We start from the raw sequence: 22,570 nt of genomic DNA on the forward strand, positions 1-22,570 counted from the left end.
CCACCCCTCGGTGGCGGGCTCCCCAACCTCCCGAATGCCATGACCTCGATCAGCCGCCGTTCGTTTCACTCCCTCGCAGCCGCCTTCGCGGCGAGCGTTGCCGTCCCTGCCCTGGTGCAGCCCGCGCGCGCGGAACTCGTCATCGACGTGCGCCGCGGGAACTTCCAGCCGATCCCGATCGCGATCGCGGATTTCTCCGGCGAGGGGGATCTCGGGCCGAGGATCAGCGGGATCATCGCCAACAACCTCACCCGGTCCGGGTATTTTCAGGTCCTGGACAAGACCCGCTTCCCCGAGCGCCCGGCCTTCGACGCCGCGCCGCAATTCGCAGCCTGGAAGGCAAGCGGCGCGCAAGGCCTGGTGACCGGTCGCGTGGCGCGGGACGGCTCCGGTCGGCTCCGGGCCGAGTTCCGGCTCTGGGACCTCGTCTCGGGACAACAGGTCCAGGGCCAGCAATACACGACGGATTCGGCGAGCTGGCGCCGGATCAGCCACATCATTTCGGATGCCGTTTATACGAAGATCACCGGCGTCGGCGGCTTCTTCGATACCCGCATCGCCTTCGTGGACGAATCCGGCCCGAAGGAGAATCGGCGCAAGCGCCTCGCCGTCATGGACCAGGACGGCGGCAATGTCCGTTTTCTGACGCAAGGTGAATCGCTCGCGGTCGCCCCCCGCTACTCGCCTGTGACGCAGGACATCGCCTTCATGTCGCAGGCCTCGGGCCAGCAGCCGCGGGTGCAGGTCATCAATCTCGAGACCGGGTCCCGGCAGGTCGTGGGTAACTTTCCGGAGATGAGCGCGAGCCCGCGCTTTTCGCCCGATGGGCGCCGCCTTCTCATCAGCCTGCAGGACGGCGCGAATTCCAACATCCACGCCTACGATCTCGCCTCGCGACAGGCGAGCCGCCTGACCAACACGAACGCGATCGACACCTCGGCTTCGTATTCGCCGGACGGCTCGCAGATCGTGTTCGAGTCCGACCGCGGCGGAAAGCAGCAGATCTATCTGATGGGTGCGGACGGCTCATCTCCCCGTCGCATCTCCTTTGGCCAGGGTGCCTATTCGCAGCCCGCCTGGTCGCCGCGCGGCGATCTCATCGCTTTCACCAAGCAGAGCGCCAACGGCTTCGCGATCGGGGTCATGAAGCCGGACGGCTCGGGCGAGCGCATCCTGACGGAAGGGTTCCACAACGAGGGGCCGTCCTGGGCGCCGAACGGCCAGTATCTGGTGATCTTCCGCGATCCAGGCGGTCAGTCCGGCGGAAAACTCTACATGATCGACATCACCGGCAAGGTGGAAGTGCCGATCCCGACCCCTTCCTACGCGTCCGACCCCACGTGGTCGCCACTTCTTTCTAACCAATGATGGTTCGCGCCATTGACTTTCGAAGTTCTTCCCTAGTTACTTCCAGGGCGGCTCTCGTCTAAGCCGAGCCGATCCGGCGTGTATCACTAGCGGTCGGAGCAGACCTCAACTCTTGTCGGAGGGAAGCGTTCGTGCCGATCGACTACTACAACAACGTTGACACGCCTGGCAGTCGGCGGGGTTCGGTCGGAGGCAACCAGTATACTCCAGCCCGGGATTGCGATCGGCAGAGCCAGGAAGCCAGCAGCTTTGTCGGCCAGTTGTTCTCTGGAACCCATCCAGGACAGCCTGGCCAGCGCTCGACGGCTCCGAACAGTTCGACCGGCGCCTATTACAGCGATCCGAATGCACCGGCGCAGAACCACGTGAATTCCGGCGGTTCGAACTACAACTACGTCGATACCGGCAATGTGCCTTCAGGCCGGCCTCGCGCTTATAGCGGAGCCGCGCAAACCGGCACTTACTTCGAAGTCAAAGAGTCGCCGAACAGCACCCCTTCAAGGCCGCCTGCTCGCGGGCCGGTTATCGGGTTGCGCGGGACGGACCGCACGACCGTCCAAAGCGGCTCGTCCGGATCGGTGCGCGAACTGCAGAAGATCTACGAAGGGCTGGGGCACAATGCCTTGACCGAGGATCTCGCGAACGACGTCGACTACCTCAAGAGGTCCGATCGCGAGCAGTATCTCATCACGGTGAAGGACAAGCTCTATCGCGGCAGGCAGCTTTTCGACACGAAGAAGACGAATGACGCCGTCAAGGCTAGCGGGCAGAAGCCGGCCCGATTCGGCGGCGGCGGATCCCTTCCCGAGATCTGGAAGGGCAGCACCTGCATCTGGATCTGCACTTCGAATGCGCAGGACCGGGCGATCTTCTACTCGCATGTCTGCGTGGCGCAGAAGTTCCACCACAGCACCTTCATCGGCGGAGCGAGTGTCATCGGGGCCGGTGAGTGGGTCGTGAAGGACGGCGTGCTACTGTCGGTGAGCGGCAATAGCGGCCATTACCGCCCTGAGATGCGCATCCTGTACAACTCGGTGCTTCACATGACGAAGGCAGTGAACGCCGAGACTACAGTCCTGCTCTGGGACGTGCTGAACGCCAACTGGACGCTTCGGCGATTCCCGGATTTCATCGCCAAGCCGACGGATAACGGCCGCTACAAGGTGAGCCCGCATTCGGCGGCCTGAAGGCGTTCTGGTCGTTCGTATTCGACCCCTCCGCCGAGCCGCGAGGGAGAGGCTGCCTAAATTCAGCCGGCATTAACCCTGACGAGACCTTTCGGATTCGCCGCCGCCTCTCCGGAGCGGCGGCAAGACTTCGTCAAGGTTGATAAAACCCGTCCTTAACACCTCGCGGCTAGCCCTGGATGCATCCAGGGTTGCGTGAAGGAGTCCACTGGAATGTCGCTGTCGTCCCTCGCTCGGGGCGCAACCGCCCTGAAGCTCGCCACCGCCATGGCGGCTGCCTTGTCGATTGCCGCCTGCTCATCCACGCCCGACGAACTCGCCGATGGCTCTGCCGCGGGTGCGGGCGGCCGCGGTGGCTTCGGCGCCGGCGGCGCCGCGACCCCGGGCTCGGCCCAAGACTTCGTCGTGAATGTCGGCGACCGCGTCTTCTTCGAGTCCGACTCGTCCGACCTCACGGCCACGGCCACCGGAACGCTCGACCGCCAGGCGCAATGGCTGCAGCGCTATCCGCGCCATACCTTCCTGATCGAAGGTCACGCGGACGAGCGCGGCACCCGCGAGTACAACTTCTCGCTCGGTGCTCGCCGCGCCCAGACGGTGCGTGATTACCTTGCTTCGCGCGGCATCTCGTCGTCGCGGATGCGCACGGTCTCCTACGGCAAGGAGCGACCGGTCGCCGTCTGCAACGACATCTCGTGCTGGTCGCAGAATCGCCGCGCCGTCACGGTCATCGGGAGCGGCGGCGAGTCCTGATCGCCCGCGCTCCCGCTCCTCTGCCGGATAAAGCCTTGTCCGGGCACTTTTTTGTGCCCGGATTGCGCGCTAGGCGGGAGCACGAAGGAGTTCAACCATGGCCCGCCTTGCCGCGCTGGCGCTCAGCGCCGCGCTCGCGACAACGTTCCTGACCAGCGCCGCATCCGCCCAGGATGCTGCCGAGCTTCTCGTCCGGCTCAACCGCCTCGAAGGCCAGGTCAGGCAGATGTCCGGCCAGATCGAGCAGCTGCAGTTCGAGAGCCGGCAGCAGAGGGACCAGCTGCGGAAGTTCCAGGAGGACGTCGAGTATCGGTTCCAGGAGAGCTCGGGCGGCGGACGCTCGGCCGCCCCGGCGACCACGCCGTCCACGACCCCGCGCCCTCCGTCCTCAACGAGCCGCCCGGATCGCCGCAGCGATGCCTTCGACCCTGATGGCGATCCTGATGCGCCCGGCGCGCCGCGCCCGCTTGGCATGACACCGCCATCCTCGCCGCTCTCCGACCCGCCCCAGCCTCGCCGCCGTGCGGCGCTGGAGGAGGACACGGCGTTCAGCGAGGGCGCACCCGTCGGCGGCGCTCCGCTCGATCTCGGTGCCGCCGCCAGGGGACCGGTCGCCGGCATGAACCCCGCAGTGGCCGGTATGAACCCGGCCGGCCCGCGCTCGACTGCGAGCCTGCCCTCGGCTGCGAGGAGCGACGTGCAGGAAGAGTACGAGGCCGCCTACGCCTATGTGCGGCAGCGGCAATGGGACCAGGCCGAGCCCGCCCTCCGGCGGTTCCTCGCGTCCCATGGTCGCGACCGCCTCGCTGCGGACGCATCCTACTGGCTAGGGGAGAGCTATCTTCAGCGTAACAAGCCGCGCGACGCCGCGGAGCAATTCCTGAAGGTGTCGACCGAGCACGCGCGCTCATCGAAGGCGCCGGATGCCCTCTTGAAGCTCGGGGTCTCTCTCACGGCCCTGGGCGCCAAGGACCAGGCCTGCGCCACCTTTGCCGAGGTGGAGCGCAAATACCCGCAGGCCTCTTCCAGCTTGAAGCAGGCCCTCGACCGCGAGCAGAAAAAGGCTCGCTGCGCGGCGTGAGCCGCCGACATCAAGGCTTTTGTTGCGGCGCGCTCGGCGCGGCCGACTTTGCGGCTGCCTTTGCGGGGCTTGAGGCCGCGCGCCACGTCCTAGCGGCCGTCTCCGGCGGACCTGACTCGACGGCGCTCCTAGGGGGCCTCGCTGAATGGACGCGCGATCGGGGTGGGCCGGCTCTGTCGGTCGCAACGGTCGATCACGGGCTTCGACCAGGCTCTCGGCCGGAGGCCGAGGCGGTGGGCGCCTTCGCCCGGAGCTTCGCGCTCTCGCATACGATCCTGACCTGGGAGGGGCGGAAGGGCCAGCCGGTGTCACAGGCCGCAGCCCGAGATGCCCGCTACGGCCTTCTCCTCGCTCATGCGCGTGCGGTCGGTGCGACGCACCTGCTCACCGCGCACACCCTCGACGATCAGGCGGAAACGTTGATGCTGCGGCTCGCCGCCGGGTCCGGGTTGTCGGGGCTCGGCGGCATGCGTCGCGAGGTCGCGCGCGGCGATGTCCTGCACGCCCGGCCGTTTCTCCACCTGCCGAAGGCTAGACTTGTGGCGACCTGTCGCGAGCGTTCCTGGCCCTTTGTCGAAGACCCGTCCAACGCGCACGCACGCTTTGCCCGTGTGCGCTGGCGGCAGACGCTAATGCCCCTGCTGGCATCGGAAGGTCTGGATGCGGTGCGGCTGGGGCGCTTGGGAGAGCGCCTAGCCCGGGCCGACGAGGCGCTCGATCAGGCGGCGGATTCTGCGTTCTCCCGGTTCGCGCGTCACGGCCGCGCGGGGATGATCCTGGACTTCGCGGCGCTCAGCCTCGAGGCGGAGGAGATCGCCCTTCGTGTTCTTCAACGTGCCTTGGCGCCCCCTGGGCCGGCATCGCGGCATCTCCGGCTTGAGCGCCTGGAGGAGTGTCTTTCCGTGCTGCTGCAGGCTCGCGCGGCGGGCACATCGGTCCGACGCACGATCGCGGGACGGCTGCTCACCCTCGACGCGAATGGAATGCTCACCATCTCGGTGGAAGGAACACGGCGCCGCGGCCGAGGCGGTGCGGTAACCCAGATCGACATCCCGGACGGCCCTTCACTTGGCAGGGAACCCGGGCGCGCCTAAATTACCTTGCAGGAGACGCGTGCGCCCGCCGCCACGTGTCCCGGGGACCGCCCGCTGAGATGAATCCGAATTTTCGTAACTTCGCCCTGTGGGTGATAATCTTCCTTCTGGTCCTGGCGCTCGTCACGCTGTTCCAGAATCCCGGCCATCGGGGAGGCGGCGGCGATATCGCTTACAGCCAGCTGCTGACGGACGCCGATAACGGCCGCATCTCGAACGTCGTCATCTCCGGCCAGGAGATTTCCGGCAGCTACACGGATGGTCGCACCTTCACGACCTATGCGCCCTTCGACCCGCAACTCGTGACGAAGCTGCAGCAGAAGGGCGTCCAGATCACGGCCCGCCCGGCGGGTGACTCGACCCCTTGGTTCATCGCGCTGCTCGTGAACTGGCTGCCGATCCTCGTCTTCATCGGCGCCTGGATCTTCCTCTCGCGCCAGATGCAGTCCGGCGCCGGCCGTGCCATGGGCTTCGGCAAATCCAAGGCGAAGCTCCTGACCGAGGCGCATGGCCGCGTCACCTTCGAGGACGTGGCGGGCGTCGACGAGGCCAAGGACGACCTGCAGGAGATCGTCGAGTTCCTGCGCGACCCGCAGAAGTTCCAGCGGCTCGGCGGGCGCATCCCTCGCGGCTGCCTCCTGGTCGGCCCGCCCGGCACCGGCAAGACGCTCATCGCGCGCGCCGTCGCGGGCGAGGCGAACGTCCCCTTCTTCACGATCTCGGGATCGGACTTCGTCGAGATGTTCGTCGGCGTCGGCGCGAGCCGCGTGCGCGACATGTTCGACCAGGCGAAGAAGAACGCGCCCTGCATCATCTTCATCGACGAGATCGATGCCGTCGGCCGGCACCGCGGCGCGGGCCTCGGCGGCGGCAATGACGAGCGCGAGCAGACCCTCAATCAGCTCCTGGTCGAGATGGACGGCTTCGAGGCGAACGAAGGCATCATCATCATCGCGGCAACCAACCGGCCGGACGTGCTTGATCCCGCGCTGCTGCGCCCGGGCCGCTTCGACCGCCAGATCGTGGTGCCGAACCCGGACATCGTCGGCCGCGAGAAGATCCTGCGCGTCCACGTTCGCAAGGTGCCGCTCGCGCCTGACGTCGACCTGAAGACGATTGCTCGCGGCACGCCCGGCTTCTCCGGCGCGGACCTGATGAACCTCGTGAACGAGGCCGCGCTTCTTGCTGCCCGCCGCGGCAAGCGCATCGTCACGATGCACGAATTCGAGGACGCAAAGGACAAGGTCATGATGGGCGCCGAGCGGCGCACCCTAGTCATGACCGACGACGAGAAGCGGCTGACCGCCTATCACGAGGCCGGCCACGCCATCGTCGCGCTGAACGTCCCTGCCACCGACCCCGTGCACAAGGCGACCATCATCCCGCGCGGCCGTGCGCTTGGCATGGTCATGCAGCTCCCGGAACGCGACAAGCTCTCGATGTCCTTCGAGCAGATGACGTCGCGACTCGCCATCATGATGGGCGGCCGCATTGCGGAAGAGATGATCTTCGGCCCCGAGAAGGTCACGTCCGGCGCACAGTCCGACATCGACCAGGCGACCCGGCTCGCCCGCATGATGGTGACGCGCTGGGGCTTCTCGCCCGAACTCGGCACGGTCGCTTACGGCGAAAACAACGACGAGGTCTTCCTCGGCATGCAGGTCAACCGGCAGCAGAACGTGTCGGAAGCCACGGCCCAGAAGATCGACTCGGAGGTGCGCCGCCTCGTCGAGACCGGCCTCGAGGATGCCCGCCGCATCCTGACGGAGAAGGCCGAGGACCTGGAGGCGCTTGCCCGCGGCCTGCTCGAATACGAGACCCTCTCGGGCGAGGAGATCAAGGATCTGCTCGACGGCAAGCCGCCCGTCCGCGATGTCGGCGAGCCGCCGGCCCCGTCCCGGGGCTCCCCGGTTCCACAGGCCGGCCGCAACCGGCCCCGCGGCGAGCCCGGTGGGCTGGAGCCCCAGCCCCAGGCCTGATGACGGCCTACAAGCCCGCCGTCAGGCGGGCTTTTTCTTTGGCGCTACTCCCGCTCATCAACCTTCAACCAGCGTGGAGTACGTCTGGGACCGCGGTTCCCCGATTGGCGCCACGTTGCGCGAGGGGCGCCGCCAAGAATGGGAAGCACGATGGCGCGCAAGTATTTCGGAACGGACGGTGTTCGCGGCCGCGCGAACGGCGTGATCACGCCTGAACTGGCTCTCAAGGTCGGGCAGGCTGCCGGCCTGATGTTTCAGCGCGGGGATCACCGTCACCGCGTCGTAATCGGCAAGGACACCCGCCTGTCCGGCTACATGATCGAATCCGCCCTGCAGGCGGGCTTCACGTCGGTCGGCATGGATGTGCTGCTGCTCGGGCCCATGCCGACCCCGGCCGTCGCCATGCTGACCCGGGCGATGCGGTGCGACCTCGGCGTCATGATCTCGGCCTCGCACAATCCGTACGAGGACAACGGCATCAAGATCTTTGGGCCGGACGGGTTCAAGCTCTCGGACGAGACCGAGAGCGAGATCGAGGCCCTTATGGATTCCGATTTCTCGGCCCGTCTTGCGAGGTCGCCGGATCTTGGCCGTGCAAAGCGCATCGAGAGCGTCCAGGCCCGATACATCGAGTTTGCGAAGCGCACTTTGCCGCGCCAGTCCGATCTGGACGGGCTGCGCGTCGTCGTCGATTGCGCGAATGGCGCCGCCTACAAGGTCGCGCCGGAGACACTCTGGGAGCTCGGCGCCGAGGTGATCTCGATCGGCGTCGAGCCTGATGGGTTCAACATCAACCGCGATGTCGGCTCCACCGCGCCAGATGCGCTGGTGCGCAAGGTGCGCGAGTTGCGGGCGGATATCGGCATCGCGCTCGACGGCGATGCCGACCGCGTGCTGATCATCGACGAAAAAGGCCAGCGGGTCGATGGCGACCAACTCATGGCCGTGGTCGCCACGAGCTGGCGCGATGACGGTCGTCTGGCGCGACCCGGCGTCGTCGCCACCATCATGTCCAATCTCGGGCTCGAGCGGTATCTCGGCGGGCTCGGCCTGGAGCTGATCCGCACCGCGGTCGGCGATCGCTACGTGCTCGAGCACATGCGCAGTCACGGCTACAATCTCGGCGGCGAGCAGTCCGGCCACATCATCATGTCGGACTACACGACGACGGGTGACGGCCTCATCGCCGCCCTGCAGCTTCTCTCCGTCGTGAAGAGTCAGGGCAAACCCGTCTCCGAGGTCTGCCACTGCTTCGAACCGCTTCCGCAGATCCTCAAGAACGTGCGAACCAAGGGCGGGCAGCCGCTGAAAAGCGACTCCGTGGTCACCGCCATCGAGACGGCGAAGCAGCGGCTCGGCGGCAGCGGCCGCCTCGTTATTCGCCCGTCCGGCACGGAGCCCGTCATCCGGGTGATGGCGGAAGGGGACGATCGCGCGCTCGTCAACGAGGTGGTCGACGAGGTGGTGGACGCGCTCTCGCGCGCCGCCTGAGTAGTCTATCCCGGCTAGCGATCGGTCAGATCGAGGGCACCTTCGCTGAAAGGCGTGCGCCCGTCTCAGCCGATCGCAGACACGACGAGATAGAGAAGCAGGCTTCCGCTCACGACGGCGGAAAACATGATGAGCCGGCTGCGTGTCGAGCCGTGCTCCAGACCTTCGTCCGCGTGAAGGAAGGGGTCGTATCGCTCCTGGTACATCCCAGGAGCTAGCCACGCGGACATGACACCGATGTGAACCGCGCCCCGCGGTGACCTGATCCTGCTCGAAATCTTCCGGGCCATCGGCACAGAACTGCACAGGCAGAATGCTTCGGCCTGAGAGAAAGGACCTAGGTCGTAAGAACTAAGCAAGGATAACCGTTAGGGTTAAGCCGCCTTTAACTCCTGTCTGACAAGTTTCCGATCGTCAACGCGTGCGGTCCTCTCCCATGGCCGCCGAGTACAAAGGGACCTGTCATGGGCAGCTTGAAAGTCTACGCCTCGGTGGCGGGATTTCTGGCCGTTGCGGCGTCATCCATGACGGCGCAAGCGGCCGATCTCCTCGATCCTCCGCCCGCACCCGAGCCGTTCGAGGTGGCTGCCCCGTTCGCCGGAGGCTGGTATCTCCGCGGCGATATCGGCTTCAGCAATCAGGGTGTCGAACGCCTCTCGAATCCGGTGATCACGGCCGGGACGACGCTCACGAACGTGCAGAAGGGTTTCGATGCGGCTCCGTTCGGGGGCGTCGGCGTCGGCTACAAGTTCAACGACTGGCTGCGCTTCGACCTCACCGGCGAGTATCGCGCCCGCGCGAATTTCCACGGCTACGACACCGTCTCGACGCCGGGCTTCTTCTTCGGCACCAACGACCTGACCGGAAGCAAGTCTGAGTGGGTCGGGCTGGCCAACGTCTACTTCGATCTCGGTACCTGGTACGGCTTCACGCCATTCGTGGGCGGCGGCATCGGCTTTGCGCACAATACGATCCACGATTTCACCGATCGCGGCTTGGGCTTCATCCCCGGGCCTGGGGCGCCACCCCTCATCGGGCAAGCGACGGCGCGCTCCCATTCGGAGACGAACTTCGCTTGGGCGGTCCATGCCGGTGTCGCCTACGCGGTGTCGCCGAACTTCTCGATCGAGTTCGCGTATCGCTACCTGAACCTCGGCGACGCGCGAACGGGAACGCTCGTTGGCTTCGACGGTACCCTCACGCCGCCGACGCGCTTCCACAACATCGACTCGCACGACTTCAAGGTCGGCTTCCGCTACCTGTTCGCGGACGTTCCGGCCTACGATCCGCCGCTCATCCGCAAGTACTGAGCGGACGAGGGTCTGATGAACGGCGCCGGCTCAGCCGGCGCCGTCTTCTTTTCTGGCCTAGCGCGGCCGAAAACGGGTCCAGGGCGGTTGCGCGCCAGGACCCTTCCCGTTATATGGCGGGCCTGCGCCGGGGTTAGCTTGTGCCCTGTTTGCGCTCGCGGTGGTTCCGGCCGGCTCGGATCCCGCTGAGGAGAGGCCGCCTCGCAATGGCGGCCTTCGACGTTTCGGAGAGAACCGATGAGTGCGGTGAGAGAGCTGAAGGCCGTTGCCCGTGAGCGTTCCGGAAAGGGCGGTGCCCGTGCGGAGCGGCGTCTGGGTCGCGTCCCGGCTGTGATCTATGGTGGTGGCGCTGATGCGGTTTCGATCGCCCTCGACGCCAACGAGATGCGCCAGATCATCTTCGCTGGTCACTTCCTGACGACCATTTTCGAACTGGACGTTGCAGGCAGCCGCACGCGGGTCATCCCGCGCGACTACCAGCTCGATCCGGTCAAGGACTTCCCGCTTCACGTTGATTTCATGCGCCTTGCTGAGGGGCAGACGATCACGGTCGAGGTGCCGGTCCACTTCGTCGATCAGGACAACTGCCAGGGCCTGAAGCGTGGCGGCACGCTGAATGTGGTCCGTCACACGGTCGAGCTGATCGTGCCGAGCGACCAGATCCCGGATGCCATCGACGCGAGCTTGGCGGGCCTCGACATCAACGACTCCCTGCACGTCTCGGCCGTGAAGCTGCCGGCTGGCGCACGTCCGGTCATCGACCGTGACTTCACGCTGGCCACCATCGCCGTCCCGGCGGGCTTCAAGGACGATACCGCAGCGGCCGAAGAGGCTCCCGCGGCGAGCTGATCGCGGGCGTCCTCTGTGGACGCCTGAACGTTCGGTTTCGAAGGCTCGGACGGCATGCGCCTCTTTGTCGGGCTCGGCAATCCGGGCGCCCGGTACGCGGGCAACCGCCACAATATCGGCTTCATGGTCGTGGACGAGATCGCGCGCGTCCACGCCGCCCAGCCCTGGCGCCGCCGTTTTCAGGGTCAGGCCACCGAGGCCCTGATCGGGGGCGAGAAGGTCCTGCTGCTCAAGCCGGAGACCTTCATGAACGAATCCGGTCGCTCTGTCGGCGAGGCGCTTCGCTTCTTCAAGCTCGGCCTCCCTGATCTCGTCGTCTTCCATGACGAGCTCGACCTCGCCCCCGCGAAGGTGCGTGTGAAGGTCGGCGGTGGCAATGCCGGCCATAACGGCCTGCGGTCGATCACGGCCCTGTGCGGCAACGACTACAAGCGCGTGCGCCTCGGCATCGGCCATCCCGGTCACAAGGATCTCGTCCACGGCTACGTGCTGAGCGATTTCGCCAAGGCGGAGCGGCCGTGGGTCGAGGATGTCGTCCGGGCCTGCGCCCAGAACGCCGCGCTCCTCGCGAAGGGCGACGACGCCAGCTTCCAGAACAAGGTCCATCTCGCGACGGAGCCAGGCGGCGCCCCGGCTTGACGGCGGCTCGGCCGCTCCCCATTCGGAGCCGGGCTCACCGGGCTCCTCAACAGCATCGAGCAGGTCATGGGTTTCAAATGCGGCATCGTCGGGCTGCCGAATGTCGGCAAGTCGACGCTCTTCAACGCGCTGACGCAGACCGCGGCCGCGCAGGCGGCGAACTATCCCTTCTGCACCATCGAGCCGAATGTCGGTGACGTCGCTGTCCCCGATCCGCGGCTCGAGACCCTGGCGGCCATTGCGGGGTCCAAGGAGATCATCCCGACGCGGCTCACCTTCGTGGATATCGCTGGCCTGGTGCGCGGCGCCTCGAAGGGGGAGGGGCTCGGCAACCAGTTCCTCGCCAATATCCGCGAATGCGATGCGATCGCTCACGTCGTGCGCTGCTTCGAGGATTCGGACATCACCCATGTCGAGGGCGCGATCGATCCGGTCGCCGATATCGAGACGATCGAGACCGAGTTGATGCTCGCCGACCTCGAGAGCCTCGAGCGCCGCGTCGTCGCGCTGGAGAAAAAGGCTCGAGGCAACGACAAGGAAGCGAAGGAGACGCTCGACCTCGTGAACCGGTGCCTGCCCCTGCTTCGCGACGGCAAGCCGGCCCGTCTGGTCGAGCGCAAGCCGGACGAGGAGAAGCTCTTCGACTCCCTCGGCCTCCTGAGTTCGAAGCCCGTCCTCTACGTCTGCAACGTCGAGGAGAGCTCCGCGCATGATGGGAATGCCTTCTCGGCACGCGTCTTCGAGCGCGCCGCCGAGGAGGGCGCAAAGGCCGTCGTGGTCTCCGCCAAGATCGAGAGCGAGATCGCCATCCTGCCGCCGGAGGAGCAGAAGGATTATCTCGAGGCCGTGGGGCTTGATGAGCCTGGCCTCAACCGCGTCATCCGTGCCGGCTACGAACTCCTGGGATTGCTCACCTACTTCACGGTCGGTCCCAAGGAGGCGCGCGCCTGGACGATCACCAAAGGCACCCGCGCACCGCAGGCTGCGGGCGTGATCCATACGGATTTCGAGAAGGGCTTCATCCGGGCCGAGACCATCGCCTATCAGGACTATGTGTCGCTGAACGGCGAGGCGGGGGCGCGCGACGCCGGCAAGCTGCGCCTCGAAGGCAAGGAATACGTTGTCGCCGACGGCGACGTGCTGCATTTCCGCTTCAACACCTGAGCGGAGCCGATGATGCCGGAGATCTATTTCGAGGACCTCGTCCCCGGCACCACCACCACCTTCGGCAATACGAGAGTCACGGCCGACGACATCGTCGACTTCGCCCGCCGGTACGACGCCCAGCCATTCCACCTCGGCGAGGAGAGCGCGCGCGATACGTTCGTCGGCCGGCTGATCGCGTCCGGGTGGCACACCATCGCTATGCAGATGCGGATGGTGTGCGACGGCTGGCTGCTTCGCTCGGCCAGCATGGGCAGTCCTGGCATCGACGAGGTGCAATGGCTGAGGCCCGTTCTGCCCGGCGACATCCTCTCTGTCCGGCAGACCATCACGGAAGCCAAACCATCGCGGAGCCGCCCGGAAATGGGCGTGGTCCAGTTCCGGCTCGAGACGCTGAATGGCTCGGGTGAGGTCGTCATGGTCCAGGCGAATCCGATCATGTTCGAGCGCCGGAGGCCGGGCGCGCCCGCTCCTGAAAGGGACGACCAGCCCCGCCTGGCGCGCGGGCCCGTGGAACGGTTCGAGGGGCTCCGTCCCGGTTCGGATGGGCGGTCGCAGATGATGCGCAGCTTCGACGAACTCGAGGTCGGTGCAACGGATTTCCTCGGCGAGCACGCCTTCACGCCGGACGAGATCATCGATTTCGCGACGCGCTTCGACCCGCAGCCCTTCCACGTGAGCGACGAGGCTGCGCGAAGCAGCCATTTCGGCCGGCTCGCCGCCTCCGGTTGGCATACCGCTGCGATCTGGATGAGCCTGCTCGTCAAGGCTCGGACACAGGCGATCGAGAGCGCGCAGACGGCCGGCGCGGAGCTGCCGCGGTTTGGGCCCTCCCGAGGCTTCAAGAAGCTTCGTTGGCTGAAGCCCGTCCTCGCCGGCGACACGATTCGCTTCGCGACCACGGTCATGGACAAGCGGATATCGTCATCGCGCCCGGGCTGGGGCATTTCCTTCAGCCACAACACGGGCTGGAATCAGAAGGGCGAGAAGGTGTTCGCCTTCGACGGAAGCGGCTTTATCGGCCGAAACGGCGCGGGCGACGGAGCCTGATCAGGCCGCGAGCGCAAAGATCTCCCGCGGCTCGCTGACGCCGCGGAGGCGATGCAGCCCCAGGCTGGCCGTTCGGTGGCCGCAATGCCTGGCGAAATCGGCCGACATCAGAAGCGGCACGTCCAGCACGCCGCAAAGAGCCTCGATCCGGCTCGCCTCGTTCACGGCGGGCCCGATCACGGTGAAATCCAGCCGGCTGCCGCCTCCCACATTGCCGTAAAAGACCTCCCCGCTATGGAGCGCGATGTCGAGCGGGAGCGCTGGCGCGCCGCCGTATTTCACGTTGACGGCATCATTGCGTGAGAGTGCGCCAAGGGAGGCGGCGACTGCCGCGGCGCAGGCCGGCTCGGGCCTATCCTCGATGGCGAAGGCCGCGAGGAGCCCGTCGCCGAGGAACTTCAGCACCTCGCCTCCGGCAGCCTCGATCGGTTCCGCGATGGCGGCGAGGTGATCGCCTAGGCGGGCGATGAGTTCCTCTTCGCCCTTTTCCGAGGCCGCCGTGAACCCGCGCAGATCGGCGATCATGATGGCTGCGGACAGGCGGTTTCCTTGGCCACGGCGGATTTCGCCGTTGAGGATCCGCAGCCCCGCATCCTGCCCGACATAGGCGTTGAGGATGCTGGTCATCATGTCGAACAGCGCGATGCGGTACACGGCGAGCGCGAGCGGCGGGACCAGCTCATTCAGGAAGGCCAGATCCTCCCGCCGGAAGCCTTCTGCCCGGTCGGTGCAGACCGTGAGCGCGACGCCCTGCAGCGCCGTCGTGGCGCTGCCGCCGAACTTGACGACATGCGCGGCATATTCGGCATCGCCCTCGGCATGGAGTTCCTCCAGCAGAGCGTAGCCTTCGCGCCCTTCGGGAGTCAGGAGCCGCCATCGGTGGCGCACCATGTTGTTGGTGAGCATGAATGCGATCGGGCTCGTCTCGAAGACGTTCGGGAAGCGGTCATGACGAACGCCTTCGCGGACCACTCCCGTGGAGGGACGCCAGGTCAGGTTCAGGGCCCGGATCTCCGGGTGCACGGCGGGGGAGGCGAGATAGGCGCGGGAGAGATGCAGTCCGGCCTGGACCACGCGCAGAGCGAATCCTTCGAGAAGGGCGGCGAGGCTCGTCCCCTCCAGTCCCTGCGAGAGGATCCAGTCGCGGATGCCGGGCGTTGCCGCGGCCAGATCCCGCGCCGTTCCGGAGACGCTCACCTCGGTTCTGCCCACTCCGGAAACAGCCTCGCCAAGCCCTCCCGACTGGCCGGCGCGACTCCGCGCTCGGTGATGATGCCGCTGACGAGGCGAGCCGGCGTGACGTCGAAGGCGGGATTGGCGGCGGCCGATCCGGGAGAGGCGATCTCGACCGTGACGATGGCGCCGGTCTCCGCGCGGCCGGTCATGTGCGTGACCTCGCGTGCGCTGCGCTCCTCGATCGGGATTTCCGAAACCCCGTCGTCCAGGCTCCAGTCGATCGTGGAGGAGGGGAGGGCGGCGTAGAAGGGAACGCCGTTGTCCCTGGCTGCCAAGGCCTTGAGATAGGTGCCGATCTTGTTTGCCACGTCCCCGGACGCGGTCGTGCGATCGGAGCCGACGATGCAGAGATCGACGCGCCGGTGCTGCATCATGTGGCCGCCGGCATTATCGGCCAGGATTGTGTGGGGCACCCCATGGTGCCCAAGCTCGAAGGCCGTGAGCGCGGCGCCCTGGTTGCGCGGCCGGGTCTCGTCGACCCAAACGTGGATGGGGATGCCGGAATCGTGCGCGACATAGATCGGCGCGAGCGCGGTCCCCCAGTCGACAGTCGCGAGCCACCCGGCATTGCAGTGGGTCAGGACGTTCACGGTCCGGCCTGTCCGTTCATGCGCCTCGCGGATCAACGCGGCGCCGTGCTCCCCGATGGCCCGGCAGGTCGCAACATCCTCGTCGGCCATTTCCGCGGCCAGACACCAGGCGGCTGCGACCCGGTCGTTCACCTCGGGGGCCGTCAGCGCGGCGGCGATCCGGTCCAGCGCCCAACGCAGATTGACGGCCGTCGGGCGCGTGGCGGCGAGCGTCTCGAGCGCCCGCGCGATCCCCTCGTCCGAGGCGTCCTCCCGCGTCGCGAGCGCGAGCCCATAGGCAGCCGTGACACCGATCAGCGGCGCCCCGCGGACCACCATGGTTCGGATCGCATCCGCGGCGTCGGCGAGCGACGCGAGCTGTCGGACGACGATCTCGTGCGGGAGCCGTGTTTGGTCGATCACCTCGACGGTGACGCCGTCCGCGGCAGGCCAGATCGTCCGGTGATGGCGTCCGTCGATGTTCATTCGTCTCCCCGCCCGAGGCGTAAGGCCGCGAAAGGACGGCCGCCATGCGCGAGCCGGAGTACCAGAACGCGTGCGGAGCTCACACGCGAAAAGGAGCGCGCCAGTAGCTCGACGTGAGCTTCACGCCCGCCTCAATGCCCGTCGAAGCTCATGAGGCTCCGCACTTCGACACCGGCCTCGCGCAGCTTCGCCGCTCCGCCCAGCTCCGGTAGGTCGATGACGAAGCAGGCCGCGATCACGTCTGCGCCGATCTGGCGCAGCAGTTGAACGGCGGCGAGCGCCGTTCCTCCCGTCGCGACCAGGTCATCGACCAGGATCACCCGCTCGCCCTTCACCAGGGCGTCCGCATGCATCTCGATCTCGTCCTCGCCGTATTCGAGCAGGTAGGAGACGCGGACGGTCTTGTGCGGAAGCTTCCCCTTTTTGCGGATGGGGACGAAGCCCGCCGAGAGCTGGTGCGCGATCGCGCCGCCCAGGATGAAGCCTCGGGCCTCGATGCCCGCGACCTTGTCGGCCTTGCCGCCGGCATAGGGGTGGACGAGCTCGTCGACGGCGCGCCGGAAGGCCTGAGCATCGCCCAGCAGCGTCGTGATATCCCGGAACATCACCCCGGGTTTGGGGTAGTCGGGGATCGTTCGGATGGCGTCGCGGAGGTCGCGGGAAGGAGGCTGATGCATGGCGCCGCTACCGATGCCAAACTCGTGCCCGGCGTCAACCTGGGACAGGCAAACCGATGAACGGCCCGACGAATTCCGTGACCTTGGTGGATATCGACATCCCGTTCGGGCGCTTGGTCGCCTTCTTCGTCAAGGCGAGCCTCGCCGCCATCCCGGCAGCGATCATCGTCTGGATCATCCTGTGGCTGATCGCGGCGGTCGTGTGGAGCGTGCTCGGGCTGTCGTTCTTCAGACCCTTCCAGGTCTAGACAGCTTCAGGCCCCGAGCACCCGCCCGGCGATCGCATCCAGCTTCGCGACGAGGGCCGGATCCCGTGCGGCCGGCGCCGTCATGAGGGCGTATTCCAGAGCCCGGTCGGATTTGGCCGGGCAGCGCTCGCGCTCGGCTGGGAAGTCGTTGGCGAGGCGCGCCACGAGGCGCGCAGCATTGCCGGCATTCGCCTTCGCGACCGCGATGATGTCGGACACCTCCACGGCGTGGTGCTCGGGGTGCCAGCAATCGTAGTCCGTCACCATTGCGATCGTGGCGTAGGTGATCTCGGCCTCCCGGGCGAGCTTCGCCTCCGGCATGTTGGTCATGCCGATCACGTCGTAGCCGGCTGCCTTGTAGGACAGGGACTCCGCAAGGCTCGAGAATTGCGGACCCTCCATGCAGACATAGGTTCCGCCCCGGACGACCTCGATTCCCTCCGCCGCGGCAGCCTCGGCGATGCGCTGCTGCAGGCGTGGTCCGACTGGGTGGGCCATCGAGACATGCGCCACGCAGCCCTGCCCGAAAAAGGAACTCTCGCGCTTGAACGTGCGGTCGACGAACTGGTCGACGAGCACGAACCGCCCCGGCGGCAGCTCCTCCTTGAACGAGCCGCAGGCTGAGACGGAGACGATGTCCGTAACACCTGCGCGCTTCAGCGCATCGATATTCGCCCGGTAATTGATGTCGGACGGCGCGAAGCGATGGCCGCGCCCGTGGCGGGGCAGGAACACGACCGTCGTATCCGCGATCCGTCCGATCCGGAGCGCGTCCGAGGGCTCGCCCCAGGGGGAAGCCACGCGCTCCTCGCGGATATCCTCCATGCCGGGCAGGTCGTACACGCCCGATCCGCCGATGACCCCGAGGATGGCCTTTGTCATGCGCGCCCCAAAACGAAGATGGCCGGGGTTGTCCCGGCCATCGTGAGCAAAATCAAGCTTGCGGTACCGCTCGTCAGCCGGTCGGGCCCAGGGGAGCCGTGCCCGGAGCACCTTCGGCCTCGCCGCCGACCTGCGCCCATACCTTCTTCTTCACGTAGTACATCAGGTACGCGAACACGGCGAGGAAGATGATGACCACGAAACCGAGGCGCTTGCGCTGCTCGAGGGCCGGCTCGGCGGTCCACATCAGGAACGCAGCCAGATCCCGCGAGTACTGATCCACGGTCTCCGGCACGGGCGAGCGTCCGTCAGGCCCCTTGGGATACTCCACCTGTCCGTCGGAGATCGGCTTCGGCATCGCGATCACATGGCCGGGGAAGTACTTGTTGTAGTGGCCGCCCGGCGGAACCGTGAAGCCGGCCGGCGGCTCCTCGTAGCCGGTCAGCAGGGCGTGGATATAGTCCGGCCCATGCTCCTGGTACTGGAGGAACGGGAGCGCATCGATGACGAACCAGGGGAAGCCGCGCTCGAAGCTGCGGGCCTTCGCCATGAGCTGGAGAGGGGGAGGAGCCTTTCCGCCGTTGGCCGAGGCAGCCGCGTTCTCGTTCGGGAACGGAGCCGGGATGAAATCGGCAGGGCGGCCCGGACGCTCGAACATGTCGCCGGCATCGTTCGGCCCGTCCTGGATCTTGTACTCGGCCGCAAGCGCCGTGACCTGGGGCACGGAGAACTGAGGGCCGCCGTTCTGGGCAAGGGTGCGGAACGGGATCTTCAGCTCGTGGCAGCTCTGGCAGACCTCACGGTACACCTTGAAGCCGCGCTGCAACTGCGCGCGATCGTAGGTCCCGAAGACGCCGGAGAAGCTCCAGCTTCCGCGGGGTGGGTTCGGCGTGCCCTCGGCCGCCATCGAGGGGGCCCCGCCGGAGAGCGTCGCGACAGCGAGCGCAACGGCGAGGAAAGCGTGTCTGGTGTTCATCTGTGTGTGAGCCCCGAGATCTCGTGCCGGTCAGCCGCGGGTCGACGGCTCAGCCGTCGCGCCGACCGGAATCCCGGCCCCGCCCTTCTTTCCAAGCACCGTCTCGGCGATGGAGGACGGCAGCGGCTTCGGGGTCTCGAAGAGCCCGAGCAACGGCAGGACGACGAGGAAGTGGATGAAGTACCAGGCCGTGCAGATCCGCGAGGCGATCACGTAGCCGCCCTCCGCCGGCTTGGCGCCGAGCCAGCCGAGCAGGATGCAGACGACCACGAAGACCCAGAAGAACTGCCGATACAGCGGCCGGTAGTTCGCCGAGCGGACCCGGGACGTATCCAGCCATGGCAGGAACGCCAGCACGACGATCGCACCGCCCATCGCGATCACGCCGCCGAGCTTGTCCGGAACCGCGCGAAGGATCGCGTAGAAGGGCAGGAAGTACCATTCCGGCACGATATGCGCGGGCGTCACGGCCGGATTCGCCGGGATGTAGTTGTCCGCATGGCCGAGATAGTTCGGCACGAAGAACACCCACCAGGCGAAGAACATGACGAAGACGATCGTGGCGAACACGTCCTTGATCGTCGCGTAGGGCGTGAACGGCACGGCGTCCTTGCCCGACTTGATCGGCACGCCGGTCGGGTTGTTCTGGCCGACCACGTGCAGCGCCCAGATGTGCAGCACGACCACGCCCGCGATCATGAAGGGCAGGAGGTAGTGCAGGGCGAAGAAGCGGTTCAGCGTCGGGTTGCCGACCGAGTACCCGCCCCAGAGGAGCGAGACGATCGTGTCGCCGATGATCGGGATCGCCGAGAACAGGTTCGTGATGACGGTTGCGCCCCAGAAAGACATCTGACCCCAGGGCAGCACGTAGCCCATGAAGGCCGTCGCCATCATCAGCAGGAAGATGATCACGCCGAGGATCCAGAGGATCTCGCGCGGCGCCTTGTACGACCCGTAATAGAGGCCGCGGAAGATGTGGATGTAGACCGCGATGAAGAACATCGAGGCGCCGTTGGCGTGCAGGTAGCGCAGCAGCCAGCCGTAGTTCACGTCGCGCATGATGTGCTCGACGGAATCGAACGCCTTCGTGGCTTCGGGCGTGTAGTGCATCGCGAGCCAGACGCCCGTGACGATCTGCGCTCCCAGCATGAAGACCAGGATCGCCCCGAAGGTCCAGAAATAGGTCAGGTTCCGCGGGACCGGGAACGCGATGAAGGAAGAGTGGACGAGACCTGCCAGCGGAAGCCGGCTCTCGAACCACTTCGCAAAGCGGCTCTTCGGAACATACGTGGTGGCGTGCTGGCTCATGACGTCGCCCTGGTATCGATCTTACGCGTGTGCAGCCTTGGGGGCGGCGTTCGACTCCTCGCCGATCCGAATCTTCGTGTCGGACACGAAGGTGTAGGGCGGGATCGGGAGATTGATGGGGGCCGGTCCGGCACGGACGCGTCCGGAAGTATCGAAGACCGAGCCGTGGCAGGGGCAGAACCAGCCATGGTATGGGCCTTCGTTGCCGAGCGGCACGCAGCCCAGATGGGTGCAGTTGCCATACACGACGAGGATGTTCGGATGGCCCTCCTTCACGCGTGAGGAATCGGGCTGCGGGTCGGGCAGCGACGCGACGTTCACGTCCTGCGCGGCCTTGATCTCCTGCTCCGTGCGGTTCCTCACGAAGATCAGCTTGCCGCGCCAGAAGACCTTCACGATCTGCCCTGGCGAGACCGGGGCGAGATCGACCTCGACGGGTGCGCCGGCGGCGACGGTCTGCGCGTCCGGCGCCAGCGAGGAGACGAAGGGCCAAGCGACGGCGCCGACACCGACGGCGCCGACGGCGCCGGTCGCGATCATCATGAAGTCCCGTCGGGTGTGTTGCGGCGCTCCGGTTGCGGTTGTTGCCAAGTCTCGGCTCCAGGCGGGATCGGTCAAAAAACGGGCGGATGGCGGCGGCGCGTTTCCGGCTGCCGAGCTTGGCCCCGAGAAGCACTGCGGCGCGAGCGCGTGCAATGCGACGAGGGGTCACCCGCGCGGGCTGTTTGGCATAGCTCCAAAGCGGTGTCCACGGCCGAGACGACGCGTTTTCGCCTCAGTTCGGCCATGGGTGGGCGGGCGGTTTACGCCGCGCGGGCCACAAGCCCGAGCCGCTCGCGCCGCGACCAGCGCGTCAGGTGCAGGAGCGATACGGCGGCAAGTCCGACGGCGAGGCCGATCCACAGCCCCGCGCCGCCAAGCTTCCCCGGGAAGGCGAGGGCCAGTCCGATCGGGGTGCCGATTCCCCAATAGCCGAGCGCGGCAAAGAGCATCGGCCGCCGTGTATCCTTCAGACCCCGGAGCATGCCGGCGCCCACGACCTGCGCGCCGTCCGCGAGCTGGAATACGGCCGCGAAGAAAAGGAACTGGATCGCGAGGGCAATCACCGGAGCGTTGCCCGGTGCCGCCTCGTCCAGGAACGCCCGAACGAGAAACCCGGGTGCGACGATCAGCAAGAGCGCCGTTAAGCCGCCGAATGCCATGGCGGTGCCGAAGGCCGCCCAACCCGCACGCCCGACCGCGTGCCGATCGCGTGCCCCGACGGCGTGGCCGACCCGGATGGTTGCGGCCTGCGCTATGCCGAGCGGGACCATGAAGCAGAGGGCCGAGATCTGGAGCGCGATGGTGTGGGCAGCGAGCTCGGTCGTGCCGATCATGCCCATGACCAGGCCGGACCCACCGAAGAACGCCACCTCGAAGGCCAGCGTGGCAGCGATCGGCATGCCGATGCGCCAGATCGCCCGAAACCGCCCCCAATCCGCCCGCCAGAATCGCCCGAAGACGTGGTAGCGCCTGAAATGGCGGTCGGTCACTGCGACGACGGCGAGCGCCACGAAGCCGAGCGCGGCCGTGATGGTCGTGGCGATGCCGGCGCCCACCAGGCCCAACTCCGGCGCGCCGAGGCGGCCGAAGATCAGCATCCAGGCGAGAACAAGGTTCAGGGGAAGGCCGGCGAGCGCTACCGCGAGGCCCCAGCCGGGCCGGCCGAGGGCGGCCATGAACAGGCGCAGCACGACGAAGGCGAGGGTAGGCAGCAGCGCCCATTGCAGCGTCCAGAGATACCGGCCGCCGGCCGCCGCGAGGTCCGGATTCTGCCCGAACGCTCGCAGCAGGGTCTCGCCGCTCGACAATAGCAGCCAGGCTGGGATGCATATGACGATCGCGACCCAGAGGCCCTGGCGCACGGTGCGGCGTATGTCGCGGACCGCGTGCCGGGCGCGACCGTATTCGGCCGCGACGAGGGGCGACACGGCCGTGACGAGGCCGATCGAGCTGATCATCACGGCATGATAGAGGTTCGTGCCGAGCGCGGCCGCGGCCAGGGGTTCGGGCCCGAGCCGGCCGATGAGGATGACGTCCATGGTGGCGAGCGCCGTCCCGGCCACGTTGGACAGGATCATCGGCCAGGCGAGCGCGAGGGTTGCGGCGACCTCGCGCAGCCACGCGGCCCTGTACTCATCCCGGCGCTCGATCGCGCCCACACCTGCCTGGATCATGGGCAGC

At 66.8% G+C, this 22,570-nt stretch carries 22 protein-coding genes; 13 read left to right on the forward strand and 9 right to left on the reverse strand.

Features of this window, described 5'->3' with window-relative positions; translation table 11 throughout:
- The first annotated feature begins 39 nt into the window (after positions 1-39).
- The 7 genes from tolB (at position 40) to glmM (ending at position 8,953) form a co-directional block, all read left to right on the forward strand.
- Positions 40-1,368: a Tol-Pal system beta propeller repeat protein TolB gene (gene tolB, locus ACO2SS_RS24075; protein ID WP_423280389.1), complete on the forward strand. Its 1,329-nt coding sequence runs from the start codon at positions 40-42 to the stop codon at positions 1,366-1,368.
- 131 nt (positions 1,369-1,499) lie between these two features.
- A complete protein-coding gene (locus tag ACO2SS_RS24080) occupies positions 1,500-2,555 on the forward strand; it encodes a hypothetical protein (RefSeq protein WP_423280390.1) in 1,056 nt (351 codons plus the stop codon).
- A gap of 213 nt (positions 2,556-2,768) precedes the next feature.
- Complete coding sequence (gene pal, locus ACO2SS_RS24085; protein ID WP_423280391.1) at positions 2,769-3,308, forward strand: peptidoglycan-associated lipoprotein Pal; 540 nt, start codon at positions 2,769-2,771, stop codon at positions 3,306-3,308.
- A gap of 97 nt (positions 3,309-3,405) precedes the next feature.
- Entirely contained in the window at positions 3,406-4,389 is a 984-nt protein-coding gene (ybgF, locus tag ACO2SS_RS24090) for a tol-pal system protein YbgF (protein ID WP_423280392.1), read from the forward strand.
- Positions 4,386-5,483, forward strand: coding sequence for a tRNA lysidine(34) synthetase TilS (gene tilS, locus ACO2SS_RS24095; RefSeq protein ID WP_423280393.1), 1,098 nt, complete (start codon positions 4,386-4,388; stop codon positions 5,481-5,483). Before ybgF ends, tilS begins: the two co-directional genes overlap by 4 nt.
- Before the next feature lie 59 nt (positions 5,484-5,542).
- Entirely contained in the window at positions 5,543-7,462 is a 1,920-nt protein-coding gene (ftsH, locus tag ACO2SS_RS24100) for an ATP-dependent zinc metalloprotease FtsH (RefSeq protein WP_423280394.1), read from the forward strand.
- 150 nt (positions 7,463-7,612) lie between these two features.
- A complete protein-coding gene (glmM, locus tag ACO2SS_RS24105) occupies positions 7,613-8,953 on the forward strand; it encodes a phosphoglucosamine mutase (RefSeq protein WP_423280395.1) in 1,341 nt (446 codons plus the stop codon).
- A gap of 65 nt (positions 8,954-9,018) precedes the next feature.
- Here glmM and ACO2SS_RS24110 read toward each other — a convergent pair whose 3' ends face one another.
- Positions 9,019-9,159 (reverse strand): hypothetical protein, encoded by a 141-nt coding sequence (locus tag ACO2SS_RS24110; RefSeq protein ID WP_423280396.1) that lies wholly within the window; start codon positions 9,157-9,159, stop codon positions 9,019-9,021.
- A gap of 258 nt (positions 9,160-9,417) precedes the next feature.
- Between ACO2SS_RS24110 and ACO2SS_RS24115 the strand changes: the two genes are divergently transcribed.
- The 5 genes from ACO2SS_RS24115 (at position 9,418) to ACO2SS_RS24135 (ending at position 13,965) form a co-directional block, all read left to right on the forward strand.
- Positions 9,418-10,263, forward strand: a complete 846-nt coding sequence (locus tag ACO2SS_RS24115; RefSeq protein WP_423280397.1) for an outer membrane protein — start codon at positions 9,418-9,420, stop codon at positions 10,261-10,263.
- 237 nt (positions 10,264-10,500) lie between these two features.
- Positions 10,501-11,112 (forward strand): 50S ribosomal protein L25/general stress protein Ctc, encoded by a 612-nt coding sequence (locus tag ACO2SS_RS24120; RefSeq protein ID WP_423280398.1) that lies wholly within the window; start codon positions 10,501-10,503, stop codon positions 11,110-11,112.
- 54 nt (positions 11,113-11,166) lie between these two features.
- Positions 11,167-11,751 carry an aminoacyl-tRNA hydrolase gene (pth, locus tag ACO2SS_RS24125; protein ID WP_423280399.1) on the forward strand — a complete coding sequence of 195 codons (585 nt, stop codon included), beginning with the start codon at positions 11,167-11,169 and terminating at the stop codon, positions 11,749-11,751.
- A gap of 66 nt (positions 11,752-11,817) precedes the next feature.
- Complete coding sequence (gene ychF, locus ACO2SS_RS24130) at positions 11,818-12,915, forward strand: redox-regulated ATPase YchF (RefSeq protein WP_423280400.1); 1,098 nt, start codon at positions 11,818-11,820, stop codon at positions 12,913-12,915.
- Positions 12,916-12,924: 9 nt separating this feature from the next.
- Positions 12,925-13,965, forward strand: a complete 1,041-nt coding sequence (locus ACO2SS_RS24135) for a MaoC family dehydratase (RefSeq protein WP_423280401.1) — start codon at positions 12,925-12,927, stop codon at positions 13,963-13,965.
- Here the strand turns inward: ACO2SS_RS24135 and ACO2SS_RS24140 are convergent, their stop codons facing one another.
- From ACO2SS_RS24140 to ACO2SS_RS24150, 3 genes are all read right to left on the reverse strand, one after another.
- Positions 13,966-15,162: an adenylate/guanylate cyclase domain-containing protein gene (locus ACO2SS_RS24140; RefSeq protein WP_423280402.1), complete on the reverse strand. Its 1,197-nt coding sequence runs from the start codon at positions 15,160-15,162 to the stop codon at positions 13,966-13,968.
- Positions 15,159-16,256 carry an S-methyl-5-thioribose-1-phosphate isomerase gene (mtnA, locus tag ACO2SS_RS24145; RefSeq protein WP_423280403.1) on the reverse strand — a complete coding sequence of 366 codons (1,098 nt, stop codon included), beginning with the start codon at positions 16,254-16,256 and terminating at the stop codon, positions 15,159-15,161. Before mtnA ends, ACO2SS_RS24140 begins: the two co-directional genes overlap by 4 nt.
- Before the next feature lie 131 nt (positions 16,257-16,387).
- On the reverse strand, positions 16,388-16,933 hold the full coding sequence (locus tag ACO2SS_RS24150) for an adenine phosphoribosyltransferase (protein WP_423280404.1): 546 nt from the start codon (positions 16,931-16,933) through the stop codon (positions 16,388-16,390).
- A gap of 56 nt (positions 16,934-16,989) precedes the next feature.
- Here ACO2SS_RS24150 and ACO2SS_RS24155 point away from each other — a divergent pair, with 56 nt between their 5' ends.
- The gene (locus ACO2SS_RS24155) at positions 16,990-17,181 is read left to right on the forward strand and encodes a hypothetical protein (RefSeq protein ID WP_423280405.1); all 192 of its coding nucleotides are present in this window, start codon (positions 16,990-16,992) and stop codon (positions 17,179-17,181) included.
- A gap of 6 nt (positions 17,182-17,187) precedes the next feature.
- On the opposite strand, the gene ACO2SS_RS24160 is transcribed toward ACO2SS_RS24155, so the two are convergent.
- The 5 genes from ACO2SS_RS24160 to ACO2SS_RS24180 form a co-directional block, all read right to left on the reverse strand.
- On the reverse strand, positions 17,188-18,063 hold the full coding sequence (locus tag ACO2SS_RS24160) for an S-methyl-5'-thioadenosine phosphorylase (RefSeq protein ID WP_423280406.1): 876 nt from the start codon (positions 18,061-18,063) through the stop codon (positions 17,188-17,190).
- Between the two features lie 73 nt (positions 18,064-18,136).
- Positions 18,137-19,039 carry a cytochrome c1 gene (locus tag ACO2SS_RS24165; RefSeq protein WP_423280407.1) on the reverse strand — a complete coding sequence of 301 codons (903 nt, stop codon included), beginning with the start codon at positions 19,037-19,039 and terminating at the stop codon, positions 18,137-18,139.
- 30 nt (positions 19,040-19,069) lie between these two features.
- Entirely contained in the window at positions 19,070-20,347 is a 1,278-nt protein-coding gene (locus ACO2SS_RS24170; protein ID WP_423280408.1) for a cytochrome b, read from the reverse strand.
- Between the two features lie 21 nt (positions 20,348-20,368).
- Entirely contained in the window at positions 20,369-20,938 is a 570-nt protein-coding gene (petA, locus tag ACO2SS_RS24175; protein ID WP_423280409.1) for a ubiquinol-cytochrome c reductase iron-sulfur subunit, read from the reverse strand.
- Between the two features lie 212 nt (positions 20,939-21,150).
- Positions 21,151-22,563, reverse strand: coding sequence for an MATE family efflux transporter (locus ACO2SS_RS24180; protein ID WP_423280410.1), 1,413 nt, complete (start codon positions 22,561-22,563; stop codon positions 21,151-21,153).
- Between the last annotated feature and the right edge of the window lie 7 nt (positions 22,564-22,570).

The organism is Enterovirga sp. CN4-39 (assembly GCF_049446235.1).
Taxonomy (GTDB): Bacteria; Pseudomonadota; Alphaproteobacteria; order Rhizobiales; family Beijerinckiaceae; genus Enterovirga.